Annotated in this window: 22 protein-coding genes; 3 read left to right on the top strand and 19 right to left on the bottom strand. The window is 60.6% G+C overall.

Going from position 1 to position 25,106, the window contains the following annotated elements; translation table 11 throughout:
* Window positions 1-14: 14 nt before the first annotated feature.
* Window positions 15-842 carry an outer membrane protein assembly factor BamD gene (locus AC1DUR_RS12825; protein ID WP_477718105.1) on the top strand — a complete coding sequence of 276 codons (828 nt, stop codon included), beginning with the start codon at window positions 15-17 and terminating at the stop codon, window positions 840-842.
* Here the strand turns inward: AC1DUR_RS12825 and AC1DUR_RS12820 are convergent.
* On the bottom strand, window positions 805-2,811 hold the full coding sequence (locus AC1DUR_RS12820; RefSeq protein ID WP_477718104.1) for an ATP-dependent DNA helicase: 2,007 nt from the start codon (window positions 2,809-2,811) through the stop codon (window positions 805-807). The two genes, AC1DUR_RS12825 and AC1DUR_RS12820, sit on opposite strands and share 38 nt — an antisense overlap.
* Window positions 2,811-3,014, bottom strand: a complete 204-nt coding sequence (locus tag AC1DUR_RS12815) for a DUF465 domain-containing protein (protein WP_477718216.1) — start codon at window positions 3,012-3,014, stop codon at window positions 2,811-2,813. Before AC1DUR_RS12815 ends, AC1DUR_RS12820 begins: the two co-directional genes overlap by 1 nt.
* A gap of 87 nt (window positions 3,015-3,101) precedes the next feature.
* Here AC1DUR_RS12815 and AC1DUR_RS12810 point away from each other — a divergent pair, with 87 nt between their 5' ends.
* The gene (locus AC1DUR_RS12810; protein WP_477718215.1) at window positions 3,102-3,863 is read left to right on the top strand and encodes a PP2C family protein-serine/threonine phosphatase; all 762 of its coding nucleotides are present in this window, start codon (window positions 3,102-3,104) and stop codon (window positions 3,861-3,863) included.
* A 50-nt stretch (window positions 3,864-3,913) separates the two neighbouring features.
* On the opposite strand, the gene AC1DUR_RS12805 is transcribed toward AC1DUR_RS12810, so the two are convergent.
* The 15 genes from AC1DUR_RS12805 to acuI all read right to left on the bottom strand — a co-directional run bounded on the left by AC1DUR_RS12805 (window position 3,914) and on the right by acuI (window position 22,492).
* Entirely contained in the window at window positions 3,914-4,561 is a 648-nt protein-coding gene (locus AC1DUR_RS12805; protein WP_477718103.1) for a hypothetical protein, read from the bottom strand.
* Window positions 4,558-5,661: a cell division protein ZapE gene (zapE, locus tag AC1DUR_RS12800; RefSeq protein WP_477718102.1), complete on the bottom strand. Its 1,104-nt coding sequence runs from the start codon at window positions 5,659-5,661 to the stop codon at window positions 4,558-4,560. Before zapE ends, AC1DUR_RS12805 begins: the two co-directional genes overlap by 4 nt.
* 19 nt (window positions 5,662-5,680) lie before the next feature.
* The gene (gene lpdA, locus AC1DUR_RS12795) at window positions 5,681-7,108 is read right to left on the bottom strand and encodes a dihydrolipoyl dehydrogenase (RefSeq protein ID WP_477718101.1); all 1,428 of its coding nucleotides are present in this window, start codon (window positions 7,106-7,108) and stop codon (window positions 5,681-5,683) included.
* Between the two features lie 166 nt (window positions 7,109-7,274).
* Window positions 7,275-8,549, bottom strand: coding sequence for a 2-oxoglutarate dehydrogenase complex dihydrolipoyllysine-residue succinyltransferase (gene odhB, locus AC1DUR_RS12790; protein WP_477718100.1), 1,275 nt, complete (start codon window positions 8,547-8,549; stop codon window positions 7,275-7,277).
* Window positions 8,550-8,604: 55 nt separating this feature from the next.
* The gene (locus tag AC1DUR_RS12785; protein WP_477718099.1) at window positions 8,605-11,496 is read right to left on the bottom strand and encodes a 2-oxoglutarate dehydrogenase E1 component; all 2,892 of its coding nucleotides are present in this window, start codon (window positions 11,494-11,496) and stop codon (window positions 8,605-8,607) included.
* A gap of 279 nt (window positions 11,497-11,775) precedes the next feature.
* On the bottom strand, window positions 11,776-13,503 hold the full coding sequence (gene soxB / locus AC1DUR_RS12780) for a thiosulfohydrolase SoxB (protein WP_477718098.1): 1,728 nt from the start codon (window positions 13,501-13,503) through the stop codon (window positions 11,776-11,778).
* Between the two features lie 114 nt (window positions 13,504-13,617).
* The gene (soxX, locus tag AC1DUR_RS12775; RefSeq protein ID WP_477718097.1) at window positions 13,618-14,274 is read right to left on the bottom strand and encodes a sulfur oxidation c-type cytochrome SoxX; all 657 of its coding nucleotides are present in this window, start codon (window positions 14,272-14,274) and stop codon (window positions 13,618-13,620) included.
* A 19-nt stretch (window positions 14,275-14,293) separates the two neighbouring features.
* On the bottom strand, window positions 14,294-15,100 hold the full coding sequence (gene soxA / locus AC1DUR_RS12770) for a sulfur oxidation c-type cytochrome SoxA (protein ID WP_477718096.1): 807 nt from the start codon (window positions 15,098-15,100) through the stop codon (window positions 14,294-14,296).
* A 104-nt stretch (window positions 15,101-15,204) separates the two neighbouring features.
* Window positions 15,205-15,516, bottom strand: coding sequence for a thiosulfate oxidation carrier complex protein SoxZ (soxZ, locus tag AC1DUR_RS12765; protein ID WP_477718095.1), 312 nt, complete (start codon window positions 15,514-15,516; stop codon window positions 15,205-15,207).
* Between the two features lie 50 nt (window positions 15,517-15,566).
* Window positions 15,567-16,034, bottom strand: a complete 468-nt coding sequence (gene soxY, locus AC1DUR_RS12760; protein ID WP_477718094.1) for a thiosulfate oxidation carrier protein SoxY — start codon at window positions 16,032-16,034, stop codon at window positions 15,567-15,569.
* Window positions 16,035-16,230: 196 nt separating this feature from the next.
* Window positions 16,231-17,394, bottom strand: coding sequence for a c-type cytochrome (locus AC1DUR_RS12755; protein WP_477718093.1), 1,164 nt, complete (start codon window positions 17,392-17,394; stop codon window positions 16,231-16,233).
* 64 nt (window positions 17,395-17,458) lie between these two features.
* Window positions 17,459-18,820, bottom strand: coding sequence for a sulfite dehydrogenase (gene soxC / locus AC1DUR_RS12750; RefSeq protein WP_477718092.1), 1,362 nt, complete (start codon window positions 18,818-18,820; stop codon window positions 17,459-17,461).
* A 19-nt stretch (window positions 18,821-18,839) separates the two neighbouring features.
* On the bottom strand, window positions 18,840-19,238 hold the full coding sequence (locus AC1DUR_RS12745) for an ArsR/SmtB family transcription factor (RefSeq protein WP_477718091.1): 399 nt from the start codon (window positions 19,236-19,238) through the stop codon (window positions 18,840-18,842).
* Between the two features lie 284 nt (window positions 19,239-19,522).
* Complete coding sequence (locus AC1DUR_RS12740; RefSeq protein ID WP_477718090.1) at window positions 19,523-21,463, bottom strand: propionate--CoA ligase; 1,941 nt, start codon at window positions 21,461-21,463, stop codon at window positions 19,523-19,525.
* A gap of 51 nt (window positions 21,464-21,514) precedes the next feature.
* Window positions 21,515-22,492 carry an acrylyl-CoA reductase (NADPH) gene (gene acuI / locus AC1DUR_RS12735; protein ID WP_477718089.1) on the bottom strand — a complete coding sequence of 326 codons (978 nt, stop codon included), beginning with the start codon at window positions 22,490-22,492 and terminating at the stop codon, window positions 21,515-21,517.
* 647 nt (window positions 22,493-23,139) lie between these two features.
* Between acuI and AC1DUR_RS12730 the strand changes: the two genes are divergently transcribed.
* Window positions 23,140-23,736 (top strand): 2OG-Fe(II) oxygenase family protein, encoded by a 597-nt coding sequence (locus AC1DUR_RS12730; protein WP_477718088.1) that lies wholly within the window; start codon window positions 23,140-23,142, stop codon window positions 23,734-23,736.
* Window positions 23,737-23,860: 124 nt separating this feature from the next.
* Here the strand turns inward: AC1DUR_RS12730 and AC1DUR_RS12725 are convergent, their stop codons facing one another.
* Window positions 23,861-24,250: a hypothetical protein gene (locus AC1DUR_RS12725; protein ID WP_477718087.1), complete on the bottom strand. Its 390-nt coding sequence runs from the start codon at window positions 24,248-24,250 to the stop codon at window positions 23,861-23,863.
* 146 nt (window positions 24,251-24,396) lie between these two features.
* Complete coding sequence (locus tag AC1DUR_RS12720; RefSeq protein WP_477718086.1) at window positions 24,397-25,041, bottom strand: dihydrofolate reductase family protein; 645 nt, start codon at window positions 25,039-25,041, stop codon at window positions 24,397-24,399.
* Window positions 25,042-25,106: the final 65 nt, after the last annotated feature.

The following is a 25,106-nucleotide window of genomic DNA, read 5'->3' as shown; positions in this document are numbered from 1 at the left end:
GAAGGTCGATCGCAATGTTTTCCACCAAATTATCGGTTGTTCCCAATGCATCGCCGCTTGCTGCAGCCGTTTGCGCACTGTCTTTTCTTCTAATTGCGGGATGCTCCACCACGCCAGAGCCGGATAAAACGGCCACATGGAGCCCTAACAAGATTTACGCCGAGGCCAAAGACGAAGCCAGCTCAGGAGCCTACGACAAGGCCATTCCCCTTTACGAGAAGCTGGAAGGCCGGGCGGCCGGTACCCCCTTGGCGCAGCAAGCCCAGATTGAAAAAGCCTATGCCCAGTACAAGGGCGGTGAGCAGGCGCAGGCGATCGCAACACTGGACCGGTTCATGAAACTGCACCCGGCCAGTCCCGCCCTGGATTACGCGCTGTACCTCAAAGGTCTGGTGAACTTTAACGACAATCTCGGCCTTTTCACGTTCATCTCGCGGCAGGATTTGTCAGAGCGCGATCAGAAAGCAGCCAAGGAATCATTTGAATCGTTCAGGGACCTGGTGAACCGTTTCCCGGACTCGCGCTACACGCCGGATGCACGCCTGCGCATGGCCTACATTGTGAATTCACTGGCGCAATCTGAAGTGCACGTGGCCAGGTACTATTATTCCCGTGGCGCCTACGTGGCCGCCATCAATCGGGCCCAGACCGCCATCGCGGATTACCGCGACGTTCCCGCGCTCGAGGAGGCCACTTATATCCTCTACAAATCCTACGATGCGCTGGGCATGGTTGAGCTGCGCGATGACATGCGACGCATCATGGAAAAGACTTATCCCCAGAGCCAGTACATGAGCAAGGGCTTCAAGTCGATAGACAACCCGTGGTACAAGTTCTGGTAAGGGCCTCCAGCCTTTCCATTAATTCCTGCTCCGATGCCAGGCGCTGCATCGGCGGAAGCGCCCTCAGCAAACGCCGCCCGTAGCCCATGGAGGCCAGGCGGCCATCGCACACCACCAGGATGCCCTGGTCGGTTTCCCGCCTTATCAGTCGCCCAGCGCCCTGCTTGAGTGCCACGGCGGCTTCCGGCAGGAAGTAGTCATTGAAGGCACTGCGCCCCTGGGATTCGAGCAGTTTGGAGCGGGCTTCTGCCAGAGGATCGTTCGGTGGGGGAAATGGCAGCTTGTCGATGATGACAAGCTGAAGTGCATCACCAGGGACGTCAATGCCCTCCCAGAACGACGCCGACGCCACCAGTACACAGCCCCGCCGCCCTTGGGTGTTGCCTTCCCGGAAGCGTTCTATCAGCACCCGCTTCGGCATGGCCCCCTGGACAAGCACTTCCATGTCGCTCGAATGCTCGAAAGCGAGTTGAAGCGCCTCCCCAATAGTCCGCAAAGCCCGCAGGGTGGTGGTCAGCACCATGGTGCGCCCGCCCAGCTGGCGCGCCCACACGGCTGCAGATTCCGCCACCTTCGCTGTATGGGACGGATCGCCCGGTTTGGGGAAGTTTTGCGGAACATACACCGCCGCCTGCCGTTCATAGTCAAAAGGACTGCCGACCCTCAATACTTGCGCCTCGGTCAGCCCGCAGGGCTGGGTGAACCAGCTCAGCTTGTCATCATCGCCCAGCGTCGCCGAGGTAAATATCCAGGATTTCGCGCCCTCCCCGCTGGCCCCCAGCACTTTACTCTTCACGGCCTTCGAAATATCCAGCGGCGACTCGACAAGCCGCAATTGCGTGCCCACATCGACCCATCGAACACAGCCGGGCTCGCAGGCCTGAACAAAGCTTTCAGCACGCGCAGCCAGCTCTGCGCCACGCTCATGCAGGCGGCCAAAGTCGGGGGCAATCTCGCTGACCCTATCCAGGGCGGCGCAGGCCTGCACGCAGGACGCATGAACCGCAGCCAGGGCCTCGTTCCATCCGGAAGCGTCCAGCCCCTCAGGCGTTTCGGTCGTCCAGCGCAGCTTGGTCCCCGGGTACTGCTTGCCGGCGCACAGGCGCAGCTCGCGGGCGGCCTGCTCGGTGGCGCCTACAACCTGCTGCCAGTCCACGAGGCCCCGGGCGAGCTGCAGCCCGGCTGCCAGCATGTCGCGGGAAAAGTCCAGTAATTGACCAGTCGTGAGGTTTCGCCCCAGAAACTGCACGCCGGTCTCGTTTAACTGATGCGCTTCATCAAATATTGCAATGCGCACGGAAGGCAGCAACTCGGCCACACCTGACTCGCGAACAGCCAAATCGGCAAAAAACAGATGATGGTTAATGACGACCACATCCGCCGCCATGGCCTCCCTGCGGGCAAGGTTCACATGGCAGGCACGAAAACGCGGACACTGCGCGCCCAGGCAGTTCTCCCGGGTTGACGTCACCAGCGGAATCACGGGCGAACGCTCATCCAGGCCCGGAAGCTCCGCCAGATCACCCGTTCGCGTCGCCTGCGACCATTCTTCAATTTTTGCCAGCGCACGCATTGAAACACCCTGGGGCAGATGGGCGTCCTGGCGAGCCATCTCCATGCGATGCAGGCACAAGTAGCTCCCCCGCCCCTTGAGCAGCGCCGTCCGCACCGGCAAGCCAAGCGCCTCCACCAGCCGGGGCAAATCGCGGCCAAACAGCTGGTCCTGCAAGGCCTTGGTCGCCGTCGACAGCAGCACCCGTTCACCGCTCAGCAAAGCCGGAACCAGATAGGAAAATGTTTTACCCACACCGGTGCTGGCCTCCACCACGAGGGGATAAGCGCCTTCAATCGCGCGCGCAACGGCCAGCGCCATTTCGGTCTGGCCGCTACGCGGCACAAAATGCTCGGCAGCGCGCGACAAAACGCCCTCCGGGGCGAAAGCCTCTTCCACTTCAAACAGGAGATTCATCAGGCGGGTTCGGGAGGGTCCAGGGAGGATTCGAGTTGCGAAATCTGGTCACGAAGCAACAGGCGGCGTTTTTTCAGGCGCCTGAGCAAAAGCTCGTCAATGGGCAGGGTGTGCACCGCCAGGTCAAGCAGGGCATCCAGGTCCGCATGCTCGATTTTGAGTTCGATCAGCTGCCGTTCCGGGGAATGTAAATTTATGTCCAAGGTTTTTTTGTCCGTACGCGCTGCTTCATCTGATAATACGTCGATTGAGGCCATAAATCGAGTCTTGCCGACTTGAACAATCAAACGATGTCCAAAGGTTATCGAATCACCGCATCCACCGGAATCCATAAGGGCGACCGGGACTATCAGCAAGACCAAGTCAACCTGTATACCCACGCTCGTGTTCCGGGTTGCATGCTGGGCGTAGTGGCTGACGGCATGGGCGGACGAAGCGGCGGGCGCAAAGCCTCCGACCAGGTCATGCTGACTGCCAAGCAGCTTTTTGAGCGCTATGCACCGGACGTTGATGATGCGCCCTCCATGCTCAAGCAGATCATTGAGGAGGCTCATCTTGTCATCAAGCTGACCGCGCTCTCTGCCGAACAGGAGCCGCACAGCACGCTGGCAGCTTTTGTCATCAATCCTGGCGGAGACTGCCACTGGGCGCATACCGGTGACTCGCGGATTTACCACTACCACGGCAACAAGCTGATCCACAGAACAGTGGATCATTCATACGTACAGACACTGGTCGACAAAGGTGAAATTACCGAAGAGGAAGCCAATGTCCATCCGCAATCCAACATCCTGATGGGTTGCCTGGGAACAGAAGAATCACCTCCCATCACCCTGCACTTCATTCCGCAATTGCGCCCGGATGACGTGTTGCTTGCATGCAGCGATGGGGTATGGCACTACTTCAGCAACAGTGAAATCGGATCGGCTTTGTCCATGCTATCGCCACGCGAAGCAACCGAATTCCTGATTCAGAAAGCCAGATCACGCGCCCGGGGCGGTGGCGACAACCTGTCGCTGGTAATCGTCAAGCTCGAACCTTTGGGCCAGTAAAAGGCAGCGTTACCTGGCGCGGCCCGGCGTGATGCACAGGACCGCAGACCTTACTCAGGCAGGGGCAGGGATTTGGCAGGAGGCTTGGTCCGCTTGAGCTGGTCGCTGTCGTGCTGGGCCCGCCGCTCCCGGGCCTCCTTCTGGCGTGCATTGAATTTTGCGGTCTCCTCGGCGGCGGCAGCCTGCCTGTCTGTACGGGCCTGTGTTTTTTGCTGCTTGTTTCCGAGTTTGTTCGCGCTGGCCTCGCTGCTGGCTTTTTCGCCAGCCTGGGCAGTGGCCCGGTTTTGCTGTTTCTCTTTTTCCCGCGCCTGCCGTGACTGGTAGTCCTCCAAGGCCTTGGCGCGCCGGTCTGCGGCTTCCTGCTGCTTTTCAGGTGATGATTTTTCTTCAGTCTTCCGGATCTGCTCCGCGCCCTTGATCCTTCGCTCCTCATCATTGAGCAAAATTTCCTGCCGCCGAAGGTCCGCCATTGCCTCGCGCCGGCGAGTATTGACATCACGCAGACAGTTGTTGACGGCAAACTTCTTGTAGCACGCGGCATCTTCCGTCGAAAAACCCGCCTCCAGCCTGGTCCGCTCCGCGCTGATTCTTTCGCGTTCCGAATCAATGCTGCCAACCCGGGTCGCCGAAACGGGCGTTTGCGCCAGCGCAAACGTACTCAATGACGCAACCAGGAATGCAACAAGCAATTTTTTCATGTGAGTGAGGTGTCGACGTCTCTTCTCTCCAGGGCCAGAAACTCCATGGATTGCATTTCACCCAGCCGCGAGACAGTGCGGGGAAACTCATGCACCAAAGGCCCTTCGGTGTATAACGCCTCAGGGGCAACGGCGGCCGACATGATCAACTTGACGCGCCGGTCATACAGCACATCCACCAGCCAGGTAAAGCGCCGCGCCTCGGAGGCCATCCTCACAGGCATGTGGGGCACATCACTCAACAGCACCGTGTGGAACTGCGTGGCGATCTCCAGGTAATCGTTCTGCGAGCGGGGGCCGCCACAGAGGGTCTTGAAATCAAACCACACCACCCCTCCGGCCTTTCGCCGGGCGTGGATCTGCCTCGACTCAATGTGCAGCACCGGGCTTTCATCGTGTGATTCTGCCAGACGGTTGAAGGTTTCCGTCATCTCCGCATCTGCCTGGGGCCCCAGCGGCGTGTGATACAGCTTGGCCTGCTCCAGCGTACGCCGTCGGTAGTCTGTTCCGTTGTCGACACTGATCACCTCCAGTTTGGCTTTCAGCAGACCGATCGCGGGAAAAATGCGGTCGCGGTGCAGGCCGTGGGGATAGAGTTCGTCCGGATGGAAATTGGAGGTTGTCACGAATCCCACACCATTGTCGAACAGCGCCGCCAGCAGCCGATGAAGAATCATGGCATCGGTGATGTCCGATACATGGAACTCGTCAAAGCAAATCAGGCGGTAGCGTTTGGCGATGCGCTTGCCCAACTCATCGAGCGGATTGACCGTGCCCTGCAAGTCCTGCAGCTCACGGTGCACCTCGCGCATGAACTCGTGAAAATGCAGGCGGATTTTGCGCCTCAGCGGCACCGCACCATAAAAGCAGTCCATCAGGAAACTCTTGCCCCGGCCGACTCCCCCGTACATATAAACACCGCGGGGAATATCGGGCCGATTGATCAGCTTCTTGAAGGCGTTCGAGCGCTGCTCCTTGAACGCCGCCCATTCGGCCGCACAGCGCTCCAGGGCATCGATCGCACGCAACTGGGCCGGGTCACTCGTGTAACCCCGCGTTGCGAGTTCAGCCTCATAGGCCGAGCGCACCAGCTGTGTCACCGGTCTGGTACCCAGGCCGTCAGAAGTTCAGGGTACGCTTGTCCACTGCCAGTGCCGCCTCTTTCGTGGCCTCGCTCAAGGAGGGATGGGCATGGCAAATACGCGCGATGTCTTCGCTGCTGGCGCGAAACTCCATGGCGACCACACATTCGGCAATCAGTTCGCTGGCAAACGGCCCCACGATATGCACGCCCAGGATTTCATCCGTTGCTGCATCAGCCAGCATCTTGACCATGCCGGTGGTGTCGCCCAGGGCGCGCGCGCGGCCATTGGCCATGAAGGGGAAGGTACCTGCCTTGTATGCACGCCCGGCGGCCTTCAGCTGCTCTTCGGTTTGGCCAACCCAGGCAATTTCGGGGTTGGTGTAAATCACCCAGGGAATGGTATTGAAGTTGACGTGGCCGTGCTGGCCTGCAATGCGCTCTGCCACTGCAACGCCTTCTTCCTCGGCCTTGTGCGCAAGCATGGGGCCGCGCACCACGTCGCCGATAGCCCATACATTCGGCAAATTCGTCTTGCACTCATCATCCACCACGATGGCGCCGCGATCGTCGAGCTTCAGCCCGACCGTTTCAGGCGCCAGGCCGATGGTGTTGGCAACCCGGCCAATCGAGACGATCAGCTTGTCCACATCGATTTTCTGGGCCTGGCCCTTGGCATCCACATAGGCCACGGAGACACCGTTTTTACCCGACTTGACCTCGCCCACCTGGACGCCCAGTTCAATCTTCAGGCCCTGCTTGACGAAGGCCTTGTGCGCCTCTTTGGCGATCTGCTGGTCAACCGCACCCAGGAAGGTGGGAAGGCCTTCCAGAACCGTGACCTCGGCACCCAGACGGCGCCAGACGGAACCCATCTCGAGGCCGATCACGCCGGAACCGATCAGACCGAGCTTTTTGGGTACGGCACCGATGCGCAGCGCGCCGTCGTTCGACAAAATATTCTCTTCGTCAAAAGGAGCACCGGGCAGCGCGCGGGCATTCGAACCCGTGGCCACAATGATGTGCTTGCCAGAAAGCGTTTCTTCCGCAGCACCCGCGACCTTGATGTCGTAGAGACCCTCCTTGGCAGCGGCAAAGGAGGCGCGGCCATGGAAGAAGGTGACCTTGTTCTTCTTGAACAGGTAAACGATACCGTCGTTGTTCTGCTTGACGACCGTGTCCTTGCGGCCAACCATCTTGGCCAGGTCCAGGCTCAGGCCCTTCACTTCAATGCCATGGTCGGCGAAGTGGTGGCCGGCCTGCTCGTAATGCTCGGACGATTGCAGCAGGGCCTTGGATGGAATGCAGCCTATGTTGGTGCAGGTGCCGCCGAGGGCAGGACCGCCCTTGGCGTTTTTCCACTCGTCGATACAGGCGACATTAAAACCCAGTTGGGCTGCGCGAATGGCAGCGACGTAGCCACCAGGACCGCCACCGATGACGATCACGTCAAATTGTTTGGACATGTTGTTCTTTCAATAAAGCTGCCGGTGGCAATACATCGGTTTGCCCTCGCACCGGCGAGCGAAGCAAAGCCTGTTCGCGAGACACCGCGGAACCGGCTTTGCCGGGCCGCAGGTGTCGCCCCCTTGAGGGGGAGGCCGCTACACGCAGTGAGCGGCAACAGGGGTGTCAAATATCAAACAGCAAGCGGGCCGGATCTTCCAGCGCTTCCTTCATGGCCACCAGGCCCAGCACGGCTTCGCGGCCGTCGATGATGCGGTGGTCGTAGCTCATGGCCAGATAGTTCATCGGGCGAACCACAATCTGGCCGTTTTCGACAACAGCCCTGTCTTTCGTGGCGTGCACGCCCAGAATGGCCGACTGCGGCGGATTGATGATGGGCGTGGACAGCATGGAGCCGAACACACCGCCATTGGAAATCGAGAACGTACCACCCGTCATCTCTTCAATGCCCAGCTTGCCGTCGCGCGCCTTGGCGCCGTATTCGGCAATCTTCTTCTCGATGTCGGCAAAGCTCATCTGGTCGGCATTGCGCAGGATAGGCACCACCAAACCACGCGGCGAACCGACGGCGATACCGATATCGAAGTAGCCGTGGTAGACGATGTCATTGCCATCCACCGAGGCGTTCAACACCGGGTACTTCTTCAACGCATGGACTGCGGCCTTCACAAAGAAGCTCATGAAGCCAATCTTGACGCCGTGCTCCTTCTCGAACTTTTCCTGGAAGCGTTTGCGCATTTCCATCACGGGAGCCATGTTCACTTCATTGAAGGTGGTCAGGATGGCGTTGGTGGACTGCGACTGCAACAGGCGCTCGGCAACGCGCGCGCGCAGGCGGCTCATGGGCACGCGCTGCTCGGGACGTTCGCCCAGATCGGCAGATTTCACATGCGCCGCCACTTGAGGCAAAGAAGTGGTCGGAGCCCCAGTAGGAATTGGGCTGGCAGCTACTGATTTAGTAGCGCCCGCTGCCACTGCACCAAGAACATCACCTTTGGTGACGCGGCCGTCCTTGCCGGTCCCAGGCACAGAGCCGGCTGCCAGATTGCCATCGGCCATCAGTTTGGCAGCCGCCGGCATGGGCACACCGGCCATGGAGCCACCGGCTGCAGGAGCCGGCGCGGAAGCAGCGGCAGCTGCAGGCGCAGCTGCGGCGGCCGCAGCAGGTGCTGGCGCAGCCGCACCCGCGCCCGCCTTGGCCTCGGTATCAATTCTTGCGATCACCTGGTCCGACACCACGGTGCCGCCATCGGCCACAACCAGTTCGGTCAGCACGCCGGCAGAAGGCGCGGGCACTTCCAGCACGACCTTGTCGGTTTCGATTTCAATCAGGATTTCGTCGATGGCAATTGCCTCGCCGACTTTCTTTTTCCACTGCAGCATGGTGGCTTCCGCCACGGACTCGGACAGTTGGGGAACTTTGACTTCTACGATAGCCATTTTGATTCTTTCGAGTATGTTCTTGTGTTCTGCGGGTTCGCTATGACCCGGGTTCTTACTTGGTCAGCACAAAGCCCTTGAGCTTGCCAAACGCGCCGTCGACCAGCGCTTTTTGCTGTTCCTGATGCAGGTACGAATACCCGGAGGCCGGTGAAGCCGAGGCGGCACGGCCCGAGTAGCCCAGCTTCTGACCTTCGAACATGTTCTCGTGGATGTAATGCTGCACAAAGAACCAGGCACCCTGGTTTTGCGGTTCGTCCTGGCACCACACAAGATCGGTGACATTCGGGTACTTTTTCAGCTCCGCCGCAAACGCCTTGTGCGGGAAAGGGTAGAGCTGCTCAACGCGCAAAATCACCGCATCGTCAGCGCCCTTTTCTTCGCGCTTCTTGGCCAGGTCGTAGTACACCTTGCCCGAGCAGGCAATGATGCGCTTGACCTTGTCGGCTTTTTTGATGATCTCTTCCTTGTTTTCGGGAATGACCGTCTGGAAGCTGCCTTTGGTGAACTCGGACAGCGGTGACGTGGCGTCCTTGTTGCGCAGCAGGGACTTGGGCGTCATGATCACCAGCGGCTTGCGCAGGTTGCGCACCATCTGGCGGCGCAACACATGGAAAATCTGGCTGGCGGTCGTCGGCTGAACCACCTGCATGTTGGTGTCGGCAGACAGCTGCATGAAGCGCTCCAGGCGTGCCGAGCTGTGCTCGGGACCCTGGCCTTCGTAGCCATGCGGCAGCATCAAGGTGATACCGTTGACGCGGCCCCACTTCACTTCACCGGAGGCGATGAACTGGTCAATCACGACCTGTGCGCCATTGGCAAAGTCGCCGAACTGTGCTTCCCAGATCACCAGCGTGTTGGGATCGTTGGAAGCATAGCCGTACTCAAAAGCCAGCACGGCTTCCTCCGACAGGATGGAGTCGATCACCACAAACGGGGCCTGGTTCTCGGCCACGTTCTGCAGCGGCACGTAGGTGCCGGTATCCCATTTTTCACGGCTCTGGTCGTGAATGACGGCATGACGGTGGGTGAAAGTGCCACGGCCGCTGTCTTCGCCCGACAGACGTATCGGGTAACCGCTGGCCACCAGCGAGGCAAACGCCATGTGCTCGCCCATACCCCAGTCCACGGGGATGTCGCCTCGGCCCATGGCCGCGCGGTCGTCATACACCTTCTTGACAAGCTGGTGCGGCGTCACGCTGGAGGGAATGGCGGTGATCTTGTCGGCCAGGCGTTTCCACTCGGCCATGGGAATGGCGGTGTCGCCCGCGTCAGTCCACTTCTTGCCCAGGTAAGGGGACCAGTCGACCGCGTACTTGCTCTTGAAATTGGTCAGCACAGGGTCAAACGTGCTCTTGCCCGCGTCCAGCGCGGCGCGCGTGGCCTTGACCATATCGTCGCCCAGCGTCTCGCCCATGCCCTGCGCGGACAGCTTGTCGGCATACAGGCGGCGCGTGCCAGGATGCTGTGCAATCTTCTTGTACATCAGCGGCTGGGTCAATGCAGGCGTGTCCTGCTCGTTGTGGCCCAGCTTGCGAAAGCAGATGATGTCGAGGACGACGTCTTTCTGGAATTCCATGCGGAACTCCAGCGCCAGCTGGGTCGCCAGCACCACGGCCTCCGGGTCATCACCATTGACGTGCAGCACCGGTGCTTCAATCATCTTGACCACATCGGAGCAGTACAGCGTGGAGCGGCTGTCACGCGGGTCGCTGGTGGTAAAGCCGATCTGGTTATTGATCACGATGTGAACCGTGCCGCCCGTGAAATAACCGCGGGTTTCAGCCAGCGCCAGCGTTTCCATGACAACGCCCTGCCCTGCAAAAGCGGCGTCGCCATGCACCAGCACCGGCAAGACCTGCAGGCCTTTCGGATCAGCACGGCGGTCCATGCGGGCGCGCACCGAACCTTCCACTACGGGATTCACGATTTCGAGGTGCGAGGGATTGAATGCCAGGCTCAGATGCACCGGGCCACCAGGGGTGGTCACGTCGGAGCTGAAGCCCTGGTGGTATTTCACGTCGCCGCTAGGCAGATCTTCAGGGGCGGTATGGTCAAACTCGGCAAACAGGTCAGCCGGCACTTTGCCCAGCGAGTTGACCAGCACATTCAGGCGGCCACGGTGGGCCATGCCGATGACGATCTCCTGCACACCCTTGATGCCGCCCTGCTGGATCAGTTCGTCCATGCTGGCGATGAAACTTTCGCCACCTTCCAGCGAAAAGCGTTTTTGGCCGACGTATTTGGTATGCAAAAAGCGCTCAAGGCCCTCAGCTGCGGTGAGCCGGTCAAGGATGTGGAGCTTTTTTTCCTTGGTGAGATTGGGTTTGCTGCGAATGGCTTCGAGCTTTTGTTGCCACCAGCGCTTCTGGTTCTGGTCTGTGGCGTACATGTATTCGGCGCCAATCGTGCCGCAATAGGTCTCGCGCAGCGCGTTGATCAGCTCGCGCAAGCTCATGGTGTCTTTGCCGAAGAAGGTGTTGCTGGTGTTGAACACCGTTTCCTGATCGGCATCGGTGAAGCCGTAGAAGGACGGCTCCAGCTCGGGAATCTTGTCTCGCTCGGCGCGCTTCAAGGGATCAAGGTTGGCCCAACGGGCGCCGACGTTGCGGTAAGCGGCAATGAGTTGCTGGGTGGCCGTGCGCTTGCGCCCCATTTCGGAGTCGGCCCCGCTGGCCTCCCCGACTTTGACCTGGCCCTGTTTGGCGCGTTCGGCAAAGGCGTTAACGACCGGCAAGTGCGGCACATCTTTGGCGTTGCTGCCGTCGACTGCGGGGACGTGCTGAAGTGCGTCGAAATATTCGCGCCAGTTGTCAGGCACGCTGCCCGGATTGGCGAGGTAGTTTTCGTACATCTCTTCGACATAAGGCGCATTGCCGCCGAAAAGATAGGTGTTGCCTTGATAGGCAGAATAGACAGATGCAGGTGTCTGCGAGCTGGAACTCATATCCGCTGACCTCCGTTTCCCTTAAGGAAACATTAGCTGGTTAAAGCTGGTTGATTAACCTTCCGCAACACGGCTGGACCGATTAGCGGATGCGACTGTGGCAGGAAGGGCCTTCAGAAACAGGCTAGATTGTGCCACCGAACTGCGGCGGCACCAAACCCGCGTCGTTTCTTTACCTGACGCGACGCTTTTTGAGACGGATTTTGCACGCGTGTAGCCGCTGTTTTACCGCGTCAGCGCGACCACCTCCCAAGAGGAGGAACCCTGGCGGGAGCCCTGCTACAGCCCCACCTGACCGAGCCCGGGGTTACCCGCAACACCAAGCAGGTCGGGCGTGTTGGGTTTGACGGGCTTGATCACCTTTTGGGCCTTGAGATAGTGCTCGACCACCTCCCAGACGGGCGGCCCGGCATGTTTGCTGGCCTCGGCAACCGGCGCCCAACCGGCGACCTTATAGGTTTTGCCGGCCTCGATCGGCTGGCCTTTCAGGCGCATGTTCTGGATGCGGGACCCCATCCTGGCCCCCGGCTCGCAGGTGTAGGTCAGCCCGCCCACCCGCACCATGTCGCCGCCCTGCTGGTAATAAGGGTCGGGGTTAAACAGGTTGTCGCCCACGTCTTCCAGAATGGTTTTGATCGTCTCGCCGCGCATGTCTGTCAGGGTGGTCCACGGATAGGTGATCGCGGTCTGGTCCATCAGATGCTCACGCGTGATGGCCTGGCCGGGCAGCAATGACGTCCCCCAGCGAAATCCGGGGGAAAAGGCGATTTCCGCCCCGCGCACGTCCATCAGGGCGTCAAGGATGAGCTGGTCAAAGGTGCCATTGAAATTGCCACGGCGGTACAGCGTGCCTTCGGTCACGGCCAGTTTTTCCGACAGCCGGGCCTCGTAAGGCGCCCGCACCCTCGAAATCAGCGCACTCATGGCGGAATCGGCCGGCAGCAGATTCGAAAATACCGGCAGCAGACGGTAGCTGAAACCCCGCACCTGCTTGTCCTTCACGTCCAGATCCAGCACCCCCAGAAATTTGCCATTGCTGCCGGCATTGGTCACGATGGTCTGGCCGCCCGCGTTTTTGACAATGACGGGCACCGGCACGCCATCGTGGGTATGCCCGCCCAAAATGGCGTCGATACCAGTGACGCGCGAGGCCATTTTCAGGTCTACGTCCATGCCGTTGTGGCTGAGCAGCACCACCGCCTGCGCGCCCTTGGCGCGCGCCTCGTTGACCGTTTCCTGCATCTCGCTTTCGCGGATGCCGAAAGTCCAGTTTGGCGTTTGCCAGCCAGGGTTGGCAATCGGTGTGTACGGAAAGGCCTGGCCCACGATGGCGACTGCCACGCCGTTCATCTCCCTGATCACATAGGGCTTGAACACCGGGTCGCCAAAGTCACTGGTCTTGATGTTTTGCGCGATGAAGTCAACCTTGCCGGCAAAGTCCTGCTCGACGATTTTCTTGATGCGTTCCTCGCCATAGGTGAAGTCCCAGTGGCCGGTCATGATGTCCACGCCCAGCAACTTCGCCGCGTCCACCATGTCCTGGCCCTGCGTCCAGAGTGCCGTGGCGCTGCCCTGCCAGGTATCGCCGCCATCGAGCAGCAAGGCGCCGGGGCGGTCCGCCTTGAGCTGCCTGACCAGCGTGGCCAGATGGGCGAAACCACCCACCTTGCCGTACTGGCGGGCGGACCGCTCAAAGTTCAGGTAAGTGAAGGCATGCGCTTCGCGTGTGCCCGACTTGAGGCTTGCCGCCTTCAACAGCTGCTCGCCCACCAGATGGGGTACCTGCCCGCGCATGGCCCCCACGCCCAGGTTGACGGAAGGCTCGCGGAAATAACTGGGCAGCAACTGGGCGTGGCAATCCGTCATGTGCAACAGGTGCACATTGCCGGAGCGCGGCAGGTTGTACAAGTCGCCGGCCTGGGCAGCGCCGGCCTCGCGCTGTAACGGAAAACCGGCGGCCAGTGCGGCAGCCATGACACTTGCAAATTCGCGGCGGGACAGGTTCATGGCGTCAGGCATCCTGCCCGGAGTCGGGCACAGGTTGAAATTACGATCAATTCAATAGCTGCAAAAGCTGGCTGCGCCCGCAGTTACTGGGCAGACAGCCTTAAACGCCATGTTTTACTTGTTGACCGGCGATTGCGGATCCAGCAGCAGCGCCATCACGTCGCGAATCTGCTGCTCGCCCAGGATGGCCCCATGGCCAAACCGGGGCATGCCGGAACAGGCGTTGTAGGCCTTGGCGTTCCAGAGCTTGCCCCAGGTGTACTCAACGATGGGTTTGCTGGCGGCGGCCGCCGGATCGCTCACGCCGCGCAGCTTGCCGTAGTTGTAGAGGCTGGGGCCGATCGAGCCAAACGAGAGTTCCGCCTTGCTGATCTGGTGGCAGTTGTAGCAGCTGCCGCCATTGGCTTCACCAGGCTTGTCGCTCCAGGTCAGGCCGCGCCCGTTTTGGGCAATTTTTTCGCCCTCGCTCCAGTTGCCGATAAATTTTCCGTCCGAAGGAAACTTCACCGTTTGCAGATTGGCCTCTTCAATGGCTTTGGCCAGCTTTTCATCAAGCGGCTTCCCCGCTGCCTCCGAACAGGCCTGGTTGGATGCATCAAGCTTGAGCCGATCCAGCCTGGCAATACCCTGCTCGCGGAACGAACCCTTCAACACCTGCGCGGTGGCCTCATCCACCTCCTGCGACGTGGGCGCCATTGCGCAGCCGGCCAGCAGTACGGTAAAAGCGGTGCCGATTGCCAGCAAGGCCAGCTTTTTGTGTGTCTTGTTCATGTCTATCCTTCCGCCCGGTTTAACGCTTCAGCGCAGGAGCGGTGGAGGCACCGCCCTTGCTGTTCACACCCATGTACACGCCCAGCGCAATGGTCGCGTCGGAGGCGTAGCCCGGGAACGGAAAGCGCTGCTGCCGATAACAATCATTCAGGCGGCGCTGCATGCTCCATAAATCACCGCTGGAAACACGGTAGGCCGGCCACGCCCCAAAGCCGGTGCTGGCGCCGGGCTCTTTGGTCAGGTTGGGGAGGTCCTGCAGACGCACACGCTTGTTGTCCTCCCCATGGCAGGACGCACAAGAGAAGTCGTAGGGGCCGCCGCGCAGGTAGAACACCTTCTTGCCGACTTCATACATCAGCTTTTCCTGCGCATGGGATTGGGGCAGGTTGAAGTTCATGCCGCGCGATTCGCCCGAAATATAGGCGACCAGCGACTCGATGGTTTTTTGCTCGCCAGCACCAAAGCTGGTTTTGGCGATTTCGGCCGCGCTGAAACCCTGCAACTGCTCCATGCAGGTGAGCAGGCGCGACTCGAGGTCCTGCACGCGCCGGGTGTCCGCAAAGAAGCGTGGCAACTCGACAAAAGCGCCCTTCACCACGCCAGGACCTTTGCCCAGGTCGCATTTTTCGAGCGAAGCATTCTTCGGACCGCGTGCCTGTTTCCAGATCAGCTCGCCCTTGGCCTCATACAGCTCGGCAGGATTGCCATCGGCCAGCATCGCGCGGTACTCGGCGATGCCCTCGGCGGTGCTTTTCTGCGCGGCCGCGGACAGCGGCAACACCGCCAGTGCGGCCAGTGCCGCAAGCCCGAACAGGCTTAATTTCATCGTGGTCTCCTCAAGCGTTATTCGCGTTATTCGTTATGGTGGGGTCGCACCCGAAGCTGGTGCGGTGCGGCACGGGCGCGATATCGATACTTCGATATTGCCGTTCAGGCAATGACGGCTTCGTCGCTCCGTTTGTCACCGTGGTTGTCGATCCAGCTCACCACGATCTTGTCACCGGCTTTTCCGCCCTTGAAGCTGAACTGCACAAAGGGATTTTTGGACACGGCCGTACCCCATTGGGCGCTCATCACGGTTTTGCCGTTCCAGGTGGCGCTGATGGTCTGGATAAACCAAGCGGGCACGGTCTTGCCTGCGGCGTCCTTGCGCTGACCGCTCTCCATTTCGTGGCTCACCAGCACTCGGACCGTGGTTTTATCGCCTTGGGCCTGAGCCCGGATTCGCATTGGATCTGACATTTTTTCTCCTGACTTGAACTGTGATTGACGTGAGGCCGGGGCGCGGCAACCTAGCCGCCGCAACCGCCCAGCGTGACTTTCACTTCTTTCACAGCGTAAAAATACTTGTCGCCGACTTTGGCCAGCGCATACACATTGGACGACTGGCCCATCTTGACGTTGGTCGAGACGCTGGCATCGGTGCCGGCCGGAATATCGAACAGCGCCGCCAGTGCGCTGGGATTTTTTTCAACCACGAAGGCAATCTGAGTGGTGTTGGCCATGCTGCTTTGCACGCCGACGCGCACCACGCTGCCGTTCTCGGCAATCTCCGGGGCTTGCAATACCAGCTCCTTGCTTTCAACCGGTGCGCTAGTGGCGCCCAGGGCTTTGGCGGCCTCCGCGAAGGATTTGCTGTCAAAAGCCACCTTGTTCCAGGCAGGCGCATTTTGCGCGTGGGCCGGCGCCAGGCCGGAAGCAGCAGCGAGGGCCAGCGCAGTGGCGCCAGAACTACTGGCTAAAAATTCACGACGTTCCATGATTTGAACTCCTTATCCTTATTTATCTAACTTCGATATCTTGAAACCTGAGCGTCATTGGACACAAAACCGAAACCACCGGGCACCGGGCACCGGGAGAGGATTTCTCCCAAATGATATTTCGGCGCAGTACCCACCATTGTTCATGGTTCCGGTGCCAGTCTTTCAACGCGCACCAGATTTAACACTTCACCTTTCATTGCTTTGCACCCAAGGCCAACCACCGGGCAACCTGGGCCGATTCGGCCGGGCTCAAGGTCTGTGCAGGCATGGCCATGGGGCCCCAGACGCCTTGTCCACCGGACCTGATTTTGCCCGAGAGGTAATTCACCGCATCGGCATGATCTTTATATTTGGCTGCAATCTCCCTGAACGATGGGCCGACGAGTTTGCTGTTCATGCCGTGGCAGGCGACGCAGGCATTCTTCTGCAGCAGCGGCATGACCTCCGCGGCACCTGCGGGGACAGCCATGGCAGCAGGAGCGGCGGATGCCATCGCGGCACTTGCTACTTTTTCAGTAGCGCTACCCAACCGCTCGTATTGGGCTACATCACGATTCGACCCAAAATCCAGGGACTGGGCCGGTCGTGTGGTGTCGGCCCCGCGGCTGACGCCCACCAGGCGCGACTGGTCCGCCAGGTTGCCGTGCGCATTGCGCGCGTAGTCCGGCAAAAAGCTTTTGACAACAGCTTCAGCCTTGCAGTCTTTCATGCAGGCTGAGCCCTGCACATCGGGCCGCGCCACGCCACCCAGTTCCTTGCCGGGCCAAAGCGCGTGCGCGGTGGTCATGCCATGGCGGTTGGGGAGACGGGCCTGCACCTCGCGGATGTTGCTGTCCGACAGCATGAAGTCCGCGGGCAGCACATTGCCCAGATGCAGGATATAGGCGGTAGCGGCATATACCTCATCGGCCGTCAACGTTTTGGGTGCATTCCAGGGCATGGCCCGGTTGATGTAGTCCCACAGGGTAGACAGCGTGGACAGCTTCATCAGCGTGGTGCGATGGGGCTGGTTGGCTCCCGGCAGCAGGCCGTCCACCCGGCCGGACTGAATGTCCCGGGCCGTCACGCCCCCCACCAGTGGCGTGAATATCTCCGACGACTCGGCAAAACTGCCGTGACAGGAAGCACACTGGGCTTCCCACAGGACCTCACCCTGGCGTACCGAGCCCTGCCCCTTGGGAAGCCCCTTGAAGTCAGGCCGGACATCAATGTCCCAGGCCCTGATTTCTGCGGGCGTGGCGGTTCGACCAACACCCGCAATCCCCGGACCCGCACCCGCACCCGCCGGCGAAACCAGCGCTGCTGTCTGCTTCGGCGCTGGCAGGGATTGCGCCTGGCTTGCGCCCGCACCGAGCATCCAGGCACAGGCGGCCAGCCGCCAGGCTGCGTGAAGCAGCCTGGACCTAAACCTAAACCTAAACCTAGACCTGGACATTTTTCACCTCGCCGTTTTCCTCCAGCAGCCATGACTGGATGGCGTTGTTGTGATAGATGCTGCGCGAGGCGCGCACCTTGCGCAATTCGGCGTAGGTCGGCTGGATCTGCCCGGTTTCATCCACGGCCCGGCTCTGGAAAATCACCGGCTTGCCGTCCCAGACAAAGTCAGCATTAAAGCGCGTCAGGCATTTGGAAAGCACCGGGCCCTCGAGCCGGGCCGGCGCCCAGTTGCGCCCGCCGTCAGTGGACACGTCTACCTTGCGGATCTTGCCGCGCCCGCTCCACGCCAGGCCCGTGATGGTGTGAAACCCTTTTTGCAGCAGCACCTGGCCGCCGCTGGGCGAGGTGACCACGCTTTTGACTTCCTGGATGCTGGTGTACTGGCGGTGCGTGCCGTCGGGCAGCAAATCGACGTAGTGGATGGTCTCGTCCTTCGCGCCGTAGGGCATGTCACCCACTTCAATGCGCCGCAGGTATTTGACCCAGCTGACGCCCTGCACGCCCGGCACGATCAGGCGCAAGGGGTAACCGTTTTCCGGTCGCAGCATTTCGCCGTTTTGCCCGTAAGCAACCAGCACCTCACCATTCATGATCAGGCTCATGGGAATGGTGCGCGTCATGCCAGAGCCGTCCGCGCCTTCTGCCAGGATGAATTTGGCGCGCCGGAAGTCCGCACCGCACAACTCCAGAAGGGTGCGCAAGGGCACGCCGGTGAATTCGCTGCAGCTGAGCATGCCGTGGGTATATTGCACCGTGGGCACCGCCGCATTGCCCCACTCCATGCCGGTGTTGGCTCCGCACTCGATGAAATGCATGCGGCTGACACTTGGCAGGCGCATCACGTCGTCCATGCTGAACACCATGGGGCGCTTGAGCATGGCTTCGTCGGAGCCATTAACCATCAGCCGGTGCAGGGACGGATCGATATCCCACCAGCCCTGGTGGTGCCGTTCAAAATGCAGCCCACTGGGCGTGATGATGCCAAAAAGTCCCTGGAGCGGACAAAAGCTGACGCTCGATTGGGCGACCCGCGTCAGGCCCGGGCTTTCACGGCGTTGCAGGTTCTTTTCCCACTCGCTGGGCAGGCCATAGCCCCTGGCAGCCACTGGCTGGCCGAGGCCCTTGCTGTGAGCCGGCAGGTTGAGGATTTCGTCGGCACCCGCCCCCAACGCAGTCGCTGCACTTGCGTTCGCGGCTGTCTGGGCACAGGCCGGACCCGCCGCCATCACCCCGGCAGCGGCTGAAAACGCTCCCGCCAGAAAACCGCGGCGCCCTGCCCTTACTTCCTGGATCTGCTCGCGGCTCAAAAAGTTTTCAGGCGCACGTTGAATGAATCGGCTCAACATAGAGATCAAACTTTCGGGGTCAGGCTGGGCGGCCGCGGGTATTGGCTGGGGGAGCTTTGGGCGTGAGGCTCTCGGTCACCGGCACGGCATCGGGCTCATCCAGCTCGATGGCAATCTGGGTACAAACACTTCGGCACAAGGCCACGGCCTTTTCGCTTTGCACGCGGTAAATCACCTGCGTGCCTTCCTTGCGCTTGGCCAGCACACCAGTGCGGTAGAGCACCGCCAGATGCTGCGACAGATTGGGCTGCGTGGTGTCGATTTCAGACAACAGCTCATTGACCGACTTTTCCCGCTCGCACAAGGCGCTCAGCACTCGCAGGCGCATCGGCGTGGCCAGCACCGCAAACAGCTCGGCGGCCAGTTCAAACACGCGCCCCTGCTCGGTCTTCGCACCGGCCTGGATCATCTGGTTCATTGGGTTTTCACGGGCTTGGCCCTTAAATATAAGCAATTACTGATATTCTGATCGCACGCCGTTAAATGTGGCTCCGTAGATACCCTTGGATAGACTTGGAAGGGCTGCGCCTCCAGGCAGCTACTCAGCTGTACCTTGCGAAGGATGGCGCCTTGGTTGGACATGACAGCATGAGCCCGAAAGCACCAGTTAAAACGTCTTCAAGGCGACCCCTGGAAAGTCCCGAAGGACAGGAGGATATTGCAAGGACACCGGAAGTCAGCAGCGCCTTGCCGCAGGTGCACTCAGCCTCCCGCCACGCGGTCGCGGATCTGCTGCAGCGCCGCCGGGTCGTCCATGGTGGTCAGGTCACCCGCATCGCGCCCTTCGCACACCGCCTGGATGGCGCGGCGAAGCAGCTTGCCGCTGCGGGTTTTGGGCAACGCCGTGACAAAGCGAACCCTGGCAGGCCGCGCGACCGCGCCCAGGTCACCATCAACGCGCTTCATGATCTCGCCTTCGAGCTTGAGCATCGCCGCGCCGTCCTGCAACAAACTGGCATCCTTGAGCACGGCAAACGCCATGGCCACCTGCCCTTTCAGCGCGTCGGCCACGCCAACCACCGCCACCTCGGCCACCAGGGAATGGCCGGAAATGCTTTCCTCAATCTCGCGCGTGCCCAGACGGTGCCCGGCTACATTGATCACGTCGTCGGTTCGGCCCAGGATGAAGTAGTAACCGTCTTCGTCGCGTATGCCCCAGTCGAAGGTGCTGTAGACCATCTTGCCCGGCACGGTCTTCCAGTAGGTGTTGACAAAGCGCGCGTCGTCTTGCCAGACGGTTTGCATGAAGCCTGGCGGCGTGGGGCCTTCAAGCACCACAACGCCTTTTTCGTTGGGCTGCGTCAGCTCTTCGCCGGTGGACTCATGCAGCAGTTTGACGCGGTAGCCATACATCGGAACCCCGGGGCTGCCAAACTTGCTGGGCGTGCGCTCTACACCGTTGGCCACCGTCAGCAGCGGCCAGCCGGTTTCAGTTTGCCAGTAGTTGTCGATGATGGGCACACCCAGCCCATCGCTGATCCAGCGTGCTGTCGGCTCATCGAGCGGCTCGCCCGCCAGAAACAGCGCACGCAGGCTGGACAAATCGTGTTTTTTCAGCAGCGCCGGGTCCTGCTTTTTCAGCACACGAACCGCGGTGGGCGCGCTGAACATCGCCGTCACCCTGTATTTTTCGACGAGGCTCCACCAGATCGCGCCATCGGGCTGGCCGTCCATGCCCTGCGTCGGCAGGCCCTCATACATGATGGTCGCCATGCCGGCGATGAGCGGGCCATAGACGATGTAGCTGTGCCCCACCACCCAGCCAATATCGCTGGTGGAGAAGTAGGTTTCACCCGGCCGGCCGTCAAAAATATGTTTCATGCTGGCCGCCAGCGCCACGGCATAACCGCCCGTGTCGCGCTGCACGCCCTTGGGTTTGCCAGTGGTGCCGCTGGTGTAAATCGTGTAGCTGATGGCGGTGGAGTCCAGCCACTCACACGGCACCTGCGCATCGAGGTGCTGCTGGCGCAAATCGCCCCACAGAAGATCACGCCCCGCCACCAGCGCCATGGGTGCCAGCTTCCGGTCCACCAGCAACACCGATTCAGGCTGGTGGCTGGAAAGGCGTATGGCTTCGTCGAGCAGCGGCTTGTACGCCACCACCTTGCCACCGCGCGAGCCGGCATCCGCGCTGACAATCACCTTGGGTGTGGCGTCGTCAATGCGCGAAGCCAGCGAGCCGCTGGCAAAGCCGCCAAACACCACGCAGTGAATCGCACCAATGCGTGCGCAGGCCAGCATGGCAAATGCCGCCTCGGCAATCATCGGCATGTAGATCAGCACGCGATCTCCCTTTTGCACACCCAGCGCCTTCAGGCTGGCCGCCATGCGCTGCACTTCCACATGCAGCTCGGCAAAGGTATAGGTTTTTTCCTGGCCGGTTTCGCTGGACACATAAATCAGCGCCGCCTGATCCGCCCGCTCCTTGAGGTGCCGGTCTACCGCGTTGTGGCACAAGTTGGTCTGCCCGCCCTCATACCAGTGCACAAATGGCGGCTTGTCGTAGTTGCACACCCGGTCAAACGGCTTGTGCCAGTCAATCAGTTGGGCCTGCTCGGCCCAGAAGGCGTCGGGCTGGTCTATCGAGCGCTGGTAGAACGCTTTGTATGTTTCTACCTGTGTGTTGCTCATCGTGTTGCTCATCGCTTTGTCTCCGGTTTTATCGCTTGTCGGCGTCATACCCGCTTCATCGCTTTATATCTTGACGACCACCCGGCCGCGCACCTTGCCTGCCATCAGGTCGGCAGCCCTGGCAGGCGCCTGGGCCAGTGGCACTTCTTCAATCATGGCTTCGAGTTTGGCCGGATCCAGGTCCTGCGCGAGACGAGCCCAGGCTTTCTGCCGCCTGGGCAATGGCGCCATCACGCTGTCGATACCCGCCAGCGTCACCCCGCGCAAAATAAACGGCATCACGGTCGCCGGAAAATCCGCCCCCTGCGCCAGCCCGCAGGCCGTCACCACACCGCCGTAACGCGTCTGTGCGCAGGCATTGGCCAGCGTGTGCGAGCCCACGGCGTCCACCACGGCAGCCCAGCGCTCTTTTTGCAGCGGTTTGCCGGGTGCCGAGAGTTCTGCCCGGTCCATCACGCCCGCGGCACCCAGCTGCTTCAGGTAGGCCGCTTCACTGGCCTTGCCGGTGGCAGCCACCACGGTGTAGCCCAGCTTGCTGAGCAGGGCCACGGCCACACTGCCCACACCACCCGTCGCCCCGGTGACCAGCACTTCACCGCCCGCAGGCTGCACCCCATGCTGCTCCAGCGCCAGCACGCACAGCATGGCGGTGTAGCCCGCGGTGCCGATGGCCATCGCCTGGCGGGTGGTGAACGCCGCCGGCAGCTTCACCAGCCAATCGCCCTGCAACCGCGCGCGCTCAGACATCAGGCCCCAGCGCGTTTCACCCAGACCCCAGCCGTTGTGCACAAACCGGTCGCCCGGCTTCCAGTCCGCATGGCTGGACTCGAGCACGGTGCCGGCGCCGTCAACGCCCGCCACCATGGGCCAGCTGCGCACCACCGGCCCCTGGTTGGTGATGGCCAGGCCATCTTTGTAATTGAGCGTGGAGTACTCCACCGTGGCCAGTACATCGCCGGCCGGCAATTGGGAGTCCTCGATATCGGTGATGGCGGCGGCAAAACCGGCGTCGGATTTGGTGAGTTGAAGTGCTTTGAACACGCGCTGTCTCCGTAATGTTTAGCATCAAACTGAATTCTTAATTATGAATAACAGGCTTGCGGCTAGCTGACAAGAACCGGCAAATAGGGTGCGGCTCCGATTTTTGCTATCAAATCAATAGCTTCTTGTGCCGTGTTTATTTGGCTTCGGCCAATTTCCATCTGAAAAAGTGTTTTTGAGCCTGCGCTGCATGGCGTTGGCACTGCTTCGGCCCAGATCGGCATTTGGGCACTGTGCCACCTGACCCTTCAGGCTCGAAACCACCCCATATTCACGGGCGCAAGGCTCATCGTGAATACATTGAATATATGCAGCAACGATGTAGCACGGATCGCGGCGAGCAGCCCATTCAGGCTCCCTATCAATCGTGCATCAGCCAGCCGGCAACTTCAGGCCTGGCGAGCCAGCTGGAATCCGCTCTCCCCCTCCACCCGATTTACGGCTTGGCGCACCATCGCAGTTTCATCGCAGTTTTCACCTGAATTAACTATGATGAGACAGGGCAAACAAGCGCGGTGGCCGCTGTGAAAGACCTTTGCGCACAAGGGCCGCGGATCCTTGCGGCGGCGCCGGGCCCGGTCCTTCGGAAGCGTTGACCCATGGGCAAAAACAGTCGTCAGTGGTCAGAGTCGTCGGAAGTCATTTCGATGTTTCCCAGCTTGGTCTGGAAGACCCAGGTTGAGCCAGGCCTGCGTGATGCCATCTGCACGCGTATCCTGGCAGCACTGGCCGACATCCGGCGCGACGCGCCCCCGCTCAAGGCGGGACAGGGATGGCAATCCGTACAGGATTTTCACCAACACGAGGCCATGCGCGAACTCGTCCCGTGCATCGACCACTGTGCGGCCGGCGTCCTCCGATTCCTGTGCATTGGCAAGATGGACTACGAGATCACCGGCTGCTGGGCCACTGTTTTGGCGCCCGGGGCATCGCACAAGCTGCACAGCCACCCCAACAATTTTCTCAGCGGCGTTTACTACGTCCGCACCGGTGAAGGCGCCGACACCATCAACTTCCACGACCCCAAAAAGCAGGCCAGCGTCATCAGGCCGCCAGTCACCGAACTCACGGCGCAGAACACGGACCAGGTCGTGGTCCGGGTGCGCGAGGGCACGCTGTTATTGTTCCCCTCCTACCTGGAGCACTCCGTCGATGCCAACGGGAGCGCAGACGAGAGAGTCAGCATCAGTTTCAACCTGATGTTTTCCTCGTTCGCCCAGCAACTCAGCAAGCCACTTTGGTGAGAGCGTTCAAAGCGCAACAAACCTGTCACCCCGTGATTCAAATCAACGAGGTCGTTGTGGGGTGAGACGTCGCGGTCCGGCTCCAGCATGGAGCTGCCGTTGGGTCCATCGGGGTCACCCGGGTTCAGCAGGCTCCGAACCGCGCGAACCCCGCGTGCAGTTCATGCACCCGCACAATCCCGTTCCCCAACATCCGGGCCTTCTGTCGCATCTGCTCCACCAGCTCGTCGCTCGGCTTGCCGTAAACGTCTATCGTCAGCAGCTTAATGAACTCCGCGAACCTGGGGAATAAGGGGCCCGCGACCTTCATGTGGAAACCCAATGAAGCGGAGTCAGCATGAACATGGACGACGCTCATCCGGGTGCTGTTTTCCCCAAAGTACACGTTGTAGGCAATCAGCCCCGGTTCGTTGGCCTCAATGAATTCGACCAACTTGCTCATGGCCGTCTTGAGCGCCTCGAACTTTCCGTCACGAATCTCGGAGTTGTCGATGTAGACGATAGGCTCAGACATACTGCCTTCTCCTGGCTTGTTCAAAGTGCACTGTGCACGCCGCCCGGCATCCAAAGCAAGTCGACGCCGCAGGCGGTCGGCGTTGACCGATGGCATGGACTCCCCCGTTTGCCTGTGTTCGACAACCTCGCTGACATCAGCAACCTTCAGCGCCTCGCAAACTTCAGATGCGTCACCTTTGGCCTGGCGACCGTCCGCACAAGATCGAGGCCGTTCAGGTTTTCGCCGACTCCCTCGAACAACCGCTCACCGCTGCCAAGAAGCGTCGGTACGAGATTGATTTCCATCTCGTCCACGAATCCGGCTGCGAGATACTGCCGGGCAGCATTCGCCCCACCTGCGAGCGACACATCCTTGCCGCCCGCTGCCTGACGCGCGCGTTCGAGCGCCGCATGGATGCCGTCGGTGACAAAGGTGAAGGTCGTCCCTCCCTCCAGTTCAAGTGGTTCACGCGCGTGATGCGTCAGCACAAACACGGGATGACGGAACGGCGGGTTGACGCCCCACCAGCCCTTCCATGGATTTTGGGCATCCCAAGGGCCGGGGTGTCCGCCAAACATGTTGCGCCCCATCACCGTCGCGCCGATGTTGGCGATCGACTCCTCGACGACCGGGGTACTTTCGTTGACCTCTCCGCCTTCGAGACCAAGGAGCGCACGAAACACCGCAAGCTGAAAGGCCCACTCATGAAGACGCCCGCCGTCGATCCCGAGCGGGTTCTTCACGCTCTGGTGGGGACCCGCAACAAAGCCATCAAGCGACATTGAGATCTTGAAGCGCAGTTTGGACATTCAATCTCCTGTTGATTTCTGGTGACTCTTGGTGCTCCTGGTGAAATACCCCAGTCAAAGGTCAG

It is taken from the genome of Polaromonas sp. P4_F4, assembly GCF_056401355.1.
The sequence above is the reverse complement of the archived record's forward strand: the minus strand, read 5'-3'. Positions and strand labels throughout refer to the sequence as shown.

Excerpts from the sequence above, each read along its gene's own strand:
- AC1DUR_RS12825 (WP_477718105.1), top strand. The coding sequence starts at position 15 with ATGTTTTCCACCAAATTATCGGTTGTTCCCAATGCATCGCCGCTTGCT.
- AC1DUR_RS12820 (WP_477718104.1), bottom strand. The coding sequence starts at position 2,811 with ATGAATCTCCTGTTTGAAGTGGAAGAGGCTTTCGCCCCGGAGGGCGTT.
- AC1DUR_RS12810 (WP_477718215.1), top strand. The coding sequence starts at position 3,102 with ATGTCCAAAGGTTATCGAATCACCGCATCCACCGGAATCCATAAGGGC.
- AC1DUR_RS12805 (WP_477718103.1), bottom strand. The coding sequence starts at position 4,561 with ATGAAAAAATTGCTTGTTGCATTCCTGGTTGCGTCATTGAGTACGTTT.
- lpdA (WP_477718101.1), bottom strand. The coding sequence starts at position 7,108 with ATGTCCAAACAATTTGACGTGATCGTCATCGGTGGCGGTCCTGGTGGC.
- odhB (WP_477718100.1), bottom strand. The coding sequence starts at position 8,549 with ATGGCTATCGTAGAAGTCAAAGTTCCCCAACTGTCCGAGTCCGTGGCG.
- AC1DUR_RS12785 (WP_477718099.1), bottom strand. The coding sequence starts at position 11,496 with ATGAGTTCCAGCTCGCAGACACCTGCATCTGTCTATTCTGCCTATCAA.
- soxB (WP_477718098.1), bottom strand. The coding sequence starts at position 13,503 with ATGAACCTGTCCCGCCGCGAATTTGCAAGTGTCATGGCTGCCGCACTG.
- soxX (WP_477718097.1), bottom strand. The coding sequence starts at position 14,274 with ATGAACAAGACACACAAAAAGCTGGCCTTGCTGGCAATCGGCACCGCT.
- soxA (WP_477718096.1), bottom strand. The coding sequence starts at position 15,100 with ATGAAATTAAGCCTGTTCGGGCTTGCGGCACTGGCCGCACTGGCGGTG.
- soxZ (WP_477718095.1), bottom strand. The coding sequence starts at position 15,516 with ATGTCAGATCCAATGCGAATCCGGGCTCAGGCCCAAGGCGATAAAACC.
- soxY (WP_477718094.1), bottom strand. The coding sequence starts at position 16,034 with ATGGAACGTCGTGAATTTTTAGCCAGTAGTTCTGGCGCCACTGCGCTG.
- AC1DUR_RS12755 (WP_477718093.1), bottom strand. The coding sequence starts at position 17,394 with ATGCTCGGTGCGGGCGCAAGCCAGGCGCAATCCCTGCCAGCGCCGAAG.
- soxC (WP_477718092.1), bottom strand. The coding sequence starts at position 18,820 with ATGTTGAGCCGATTCATTCAACGTGCGCCTGAAAACTTTTTGAGCCGC.
- AC1DUR_RS12745 (WP_477718091.1), bottom strand. The coding sequence starts at position 19,238 with ATGAACCAGATGATCCAGGCCGGTGCGAAGACCGAGCAGGGGCGCGTG.
- AC1DUR_RS12740 (WP_477718090.1), bottom strand. The coding sequence starts at position 21,463 with ATGAGCAACACGATGAGCAACACACAGGTAGAAACATACAAAGCGTTC.
- AC1DUR_RS12730 (WP_477718088.1), top strand. The coding sequence starts at position 23,140 with ATGTTTCCCAGCTTGGTCTGGAAGACCCAGGTTGAGCCAGGCCTGCGT.
- AC1DUR_RS12725 (WP_477718087.1), bottom strand. The coding sequence starts at position 24,250 with ATGTCTGAGCCTATCGTCTACATCGACAACTCCGAGATTCGTGACGGA.
- AC1DUR_RS12720 (WP_477718086.1), bottom strand. The coding sequence starts at position 25,041 with ATGTCCAAACTGCGCTTCAAGATCTCAATGTCGCTTGATGGCTTTGTT.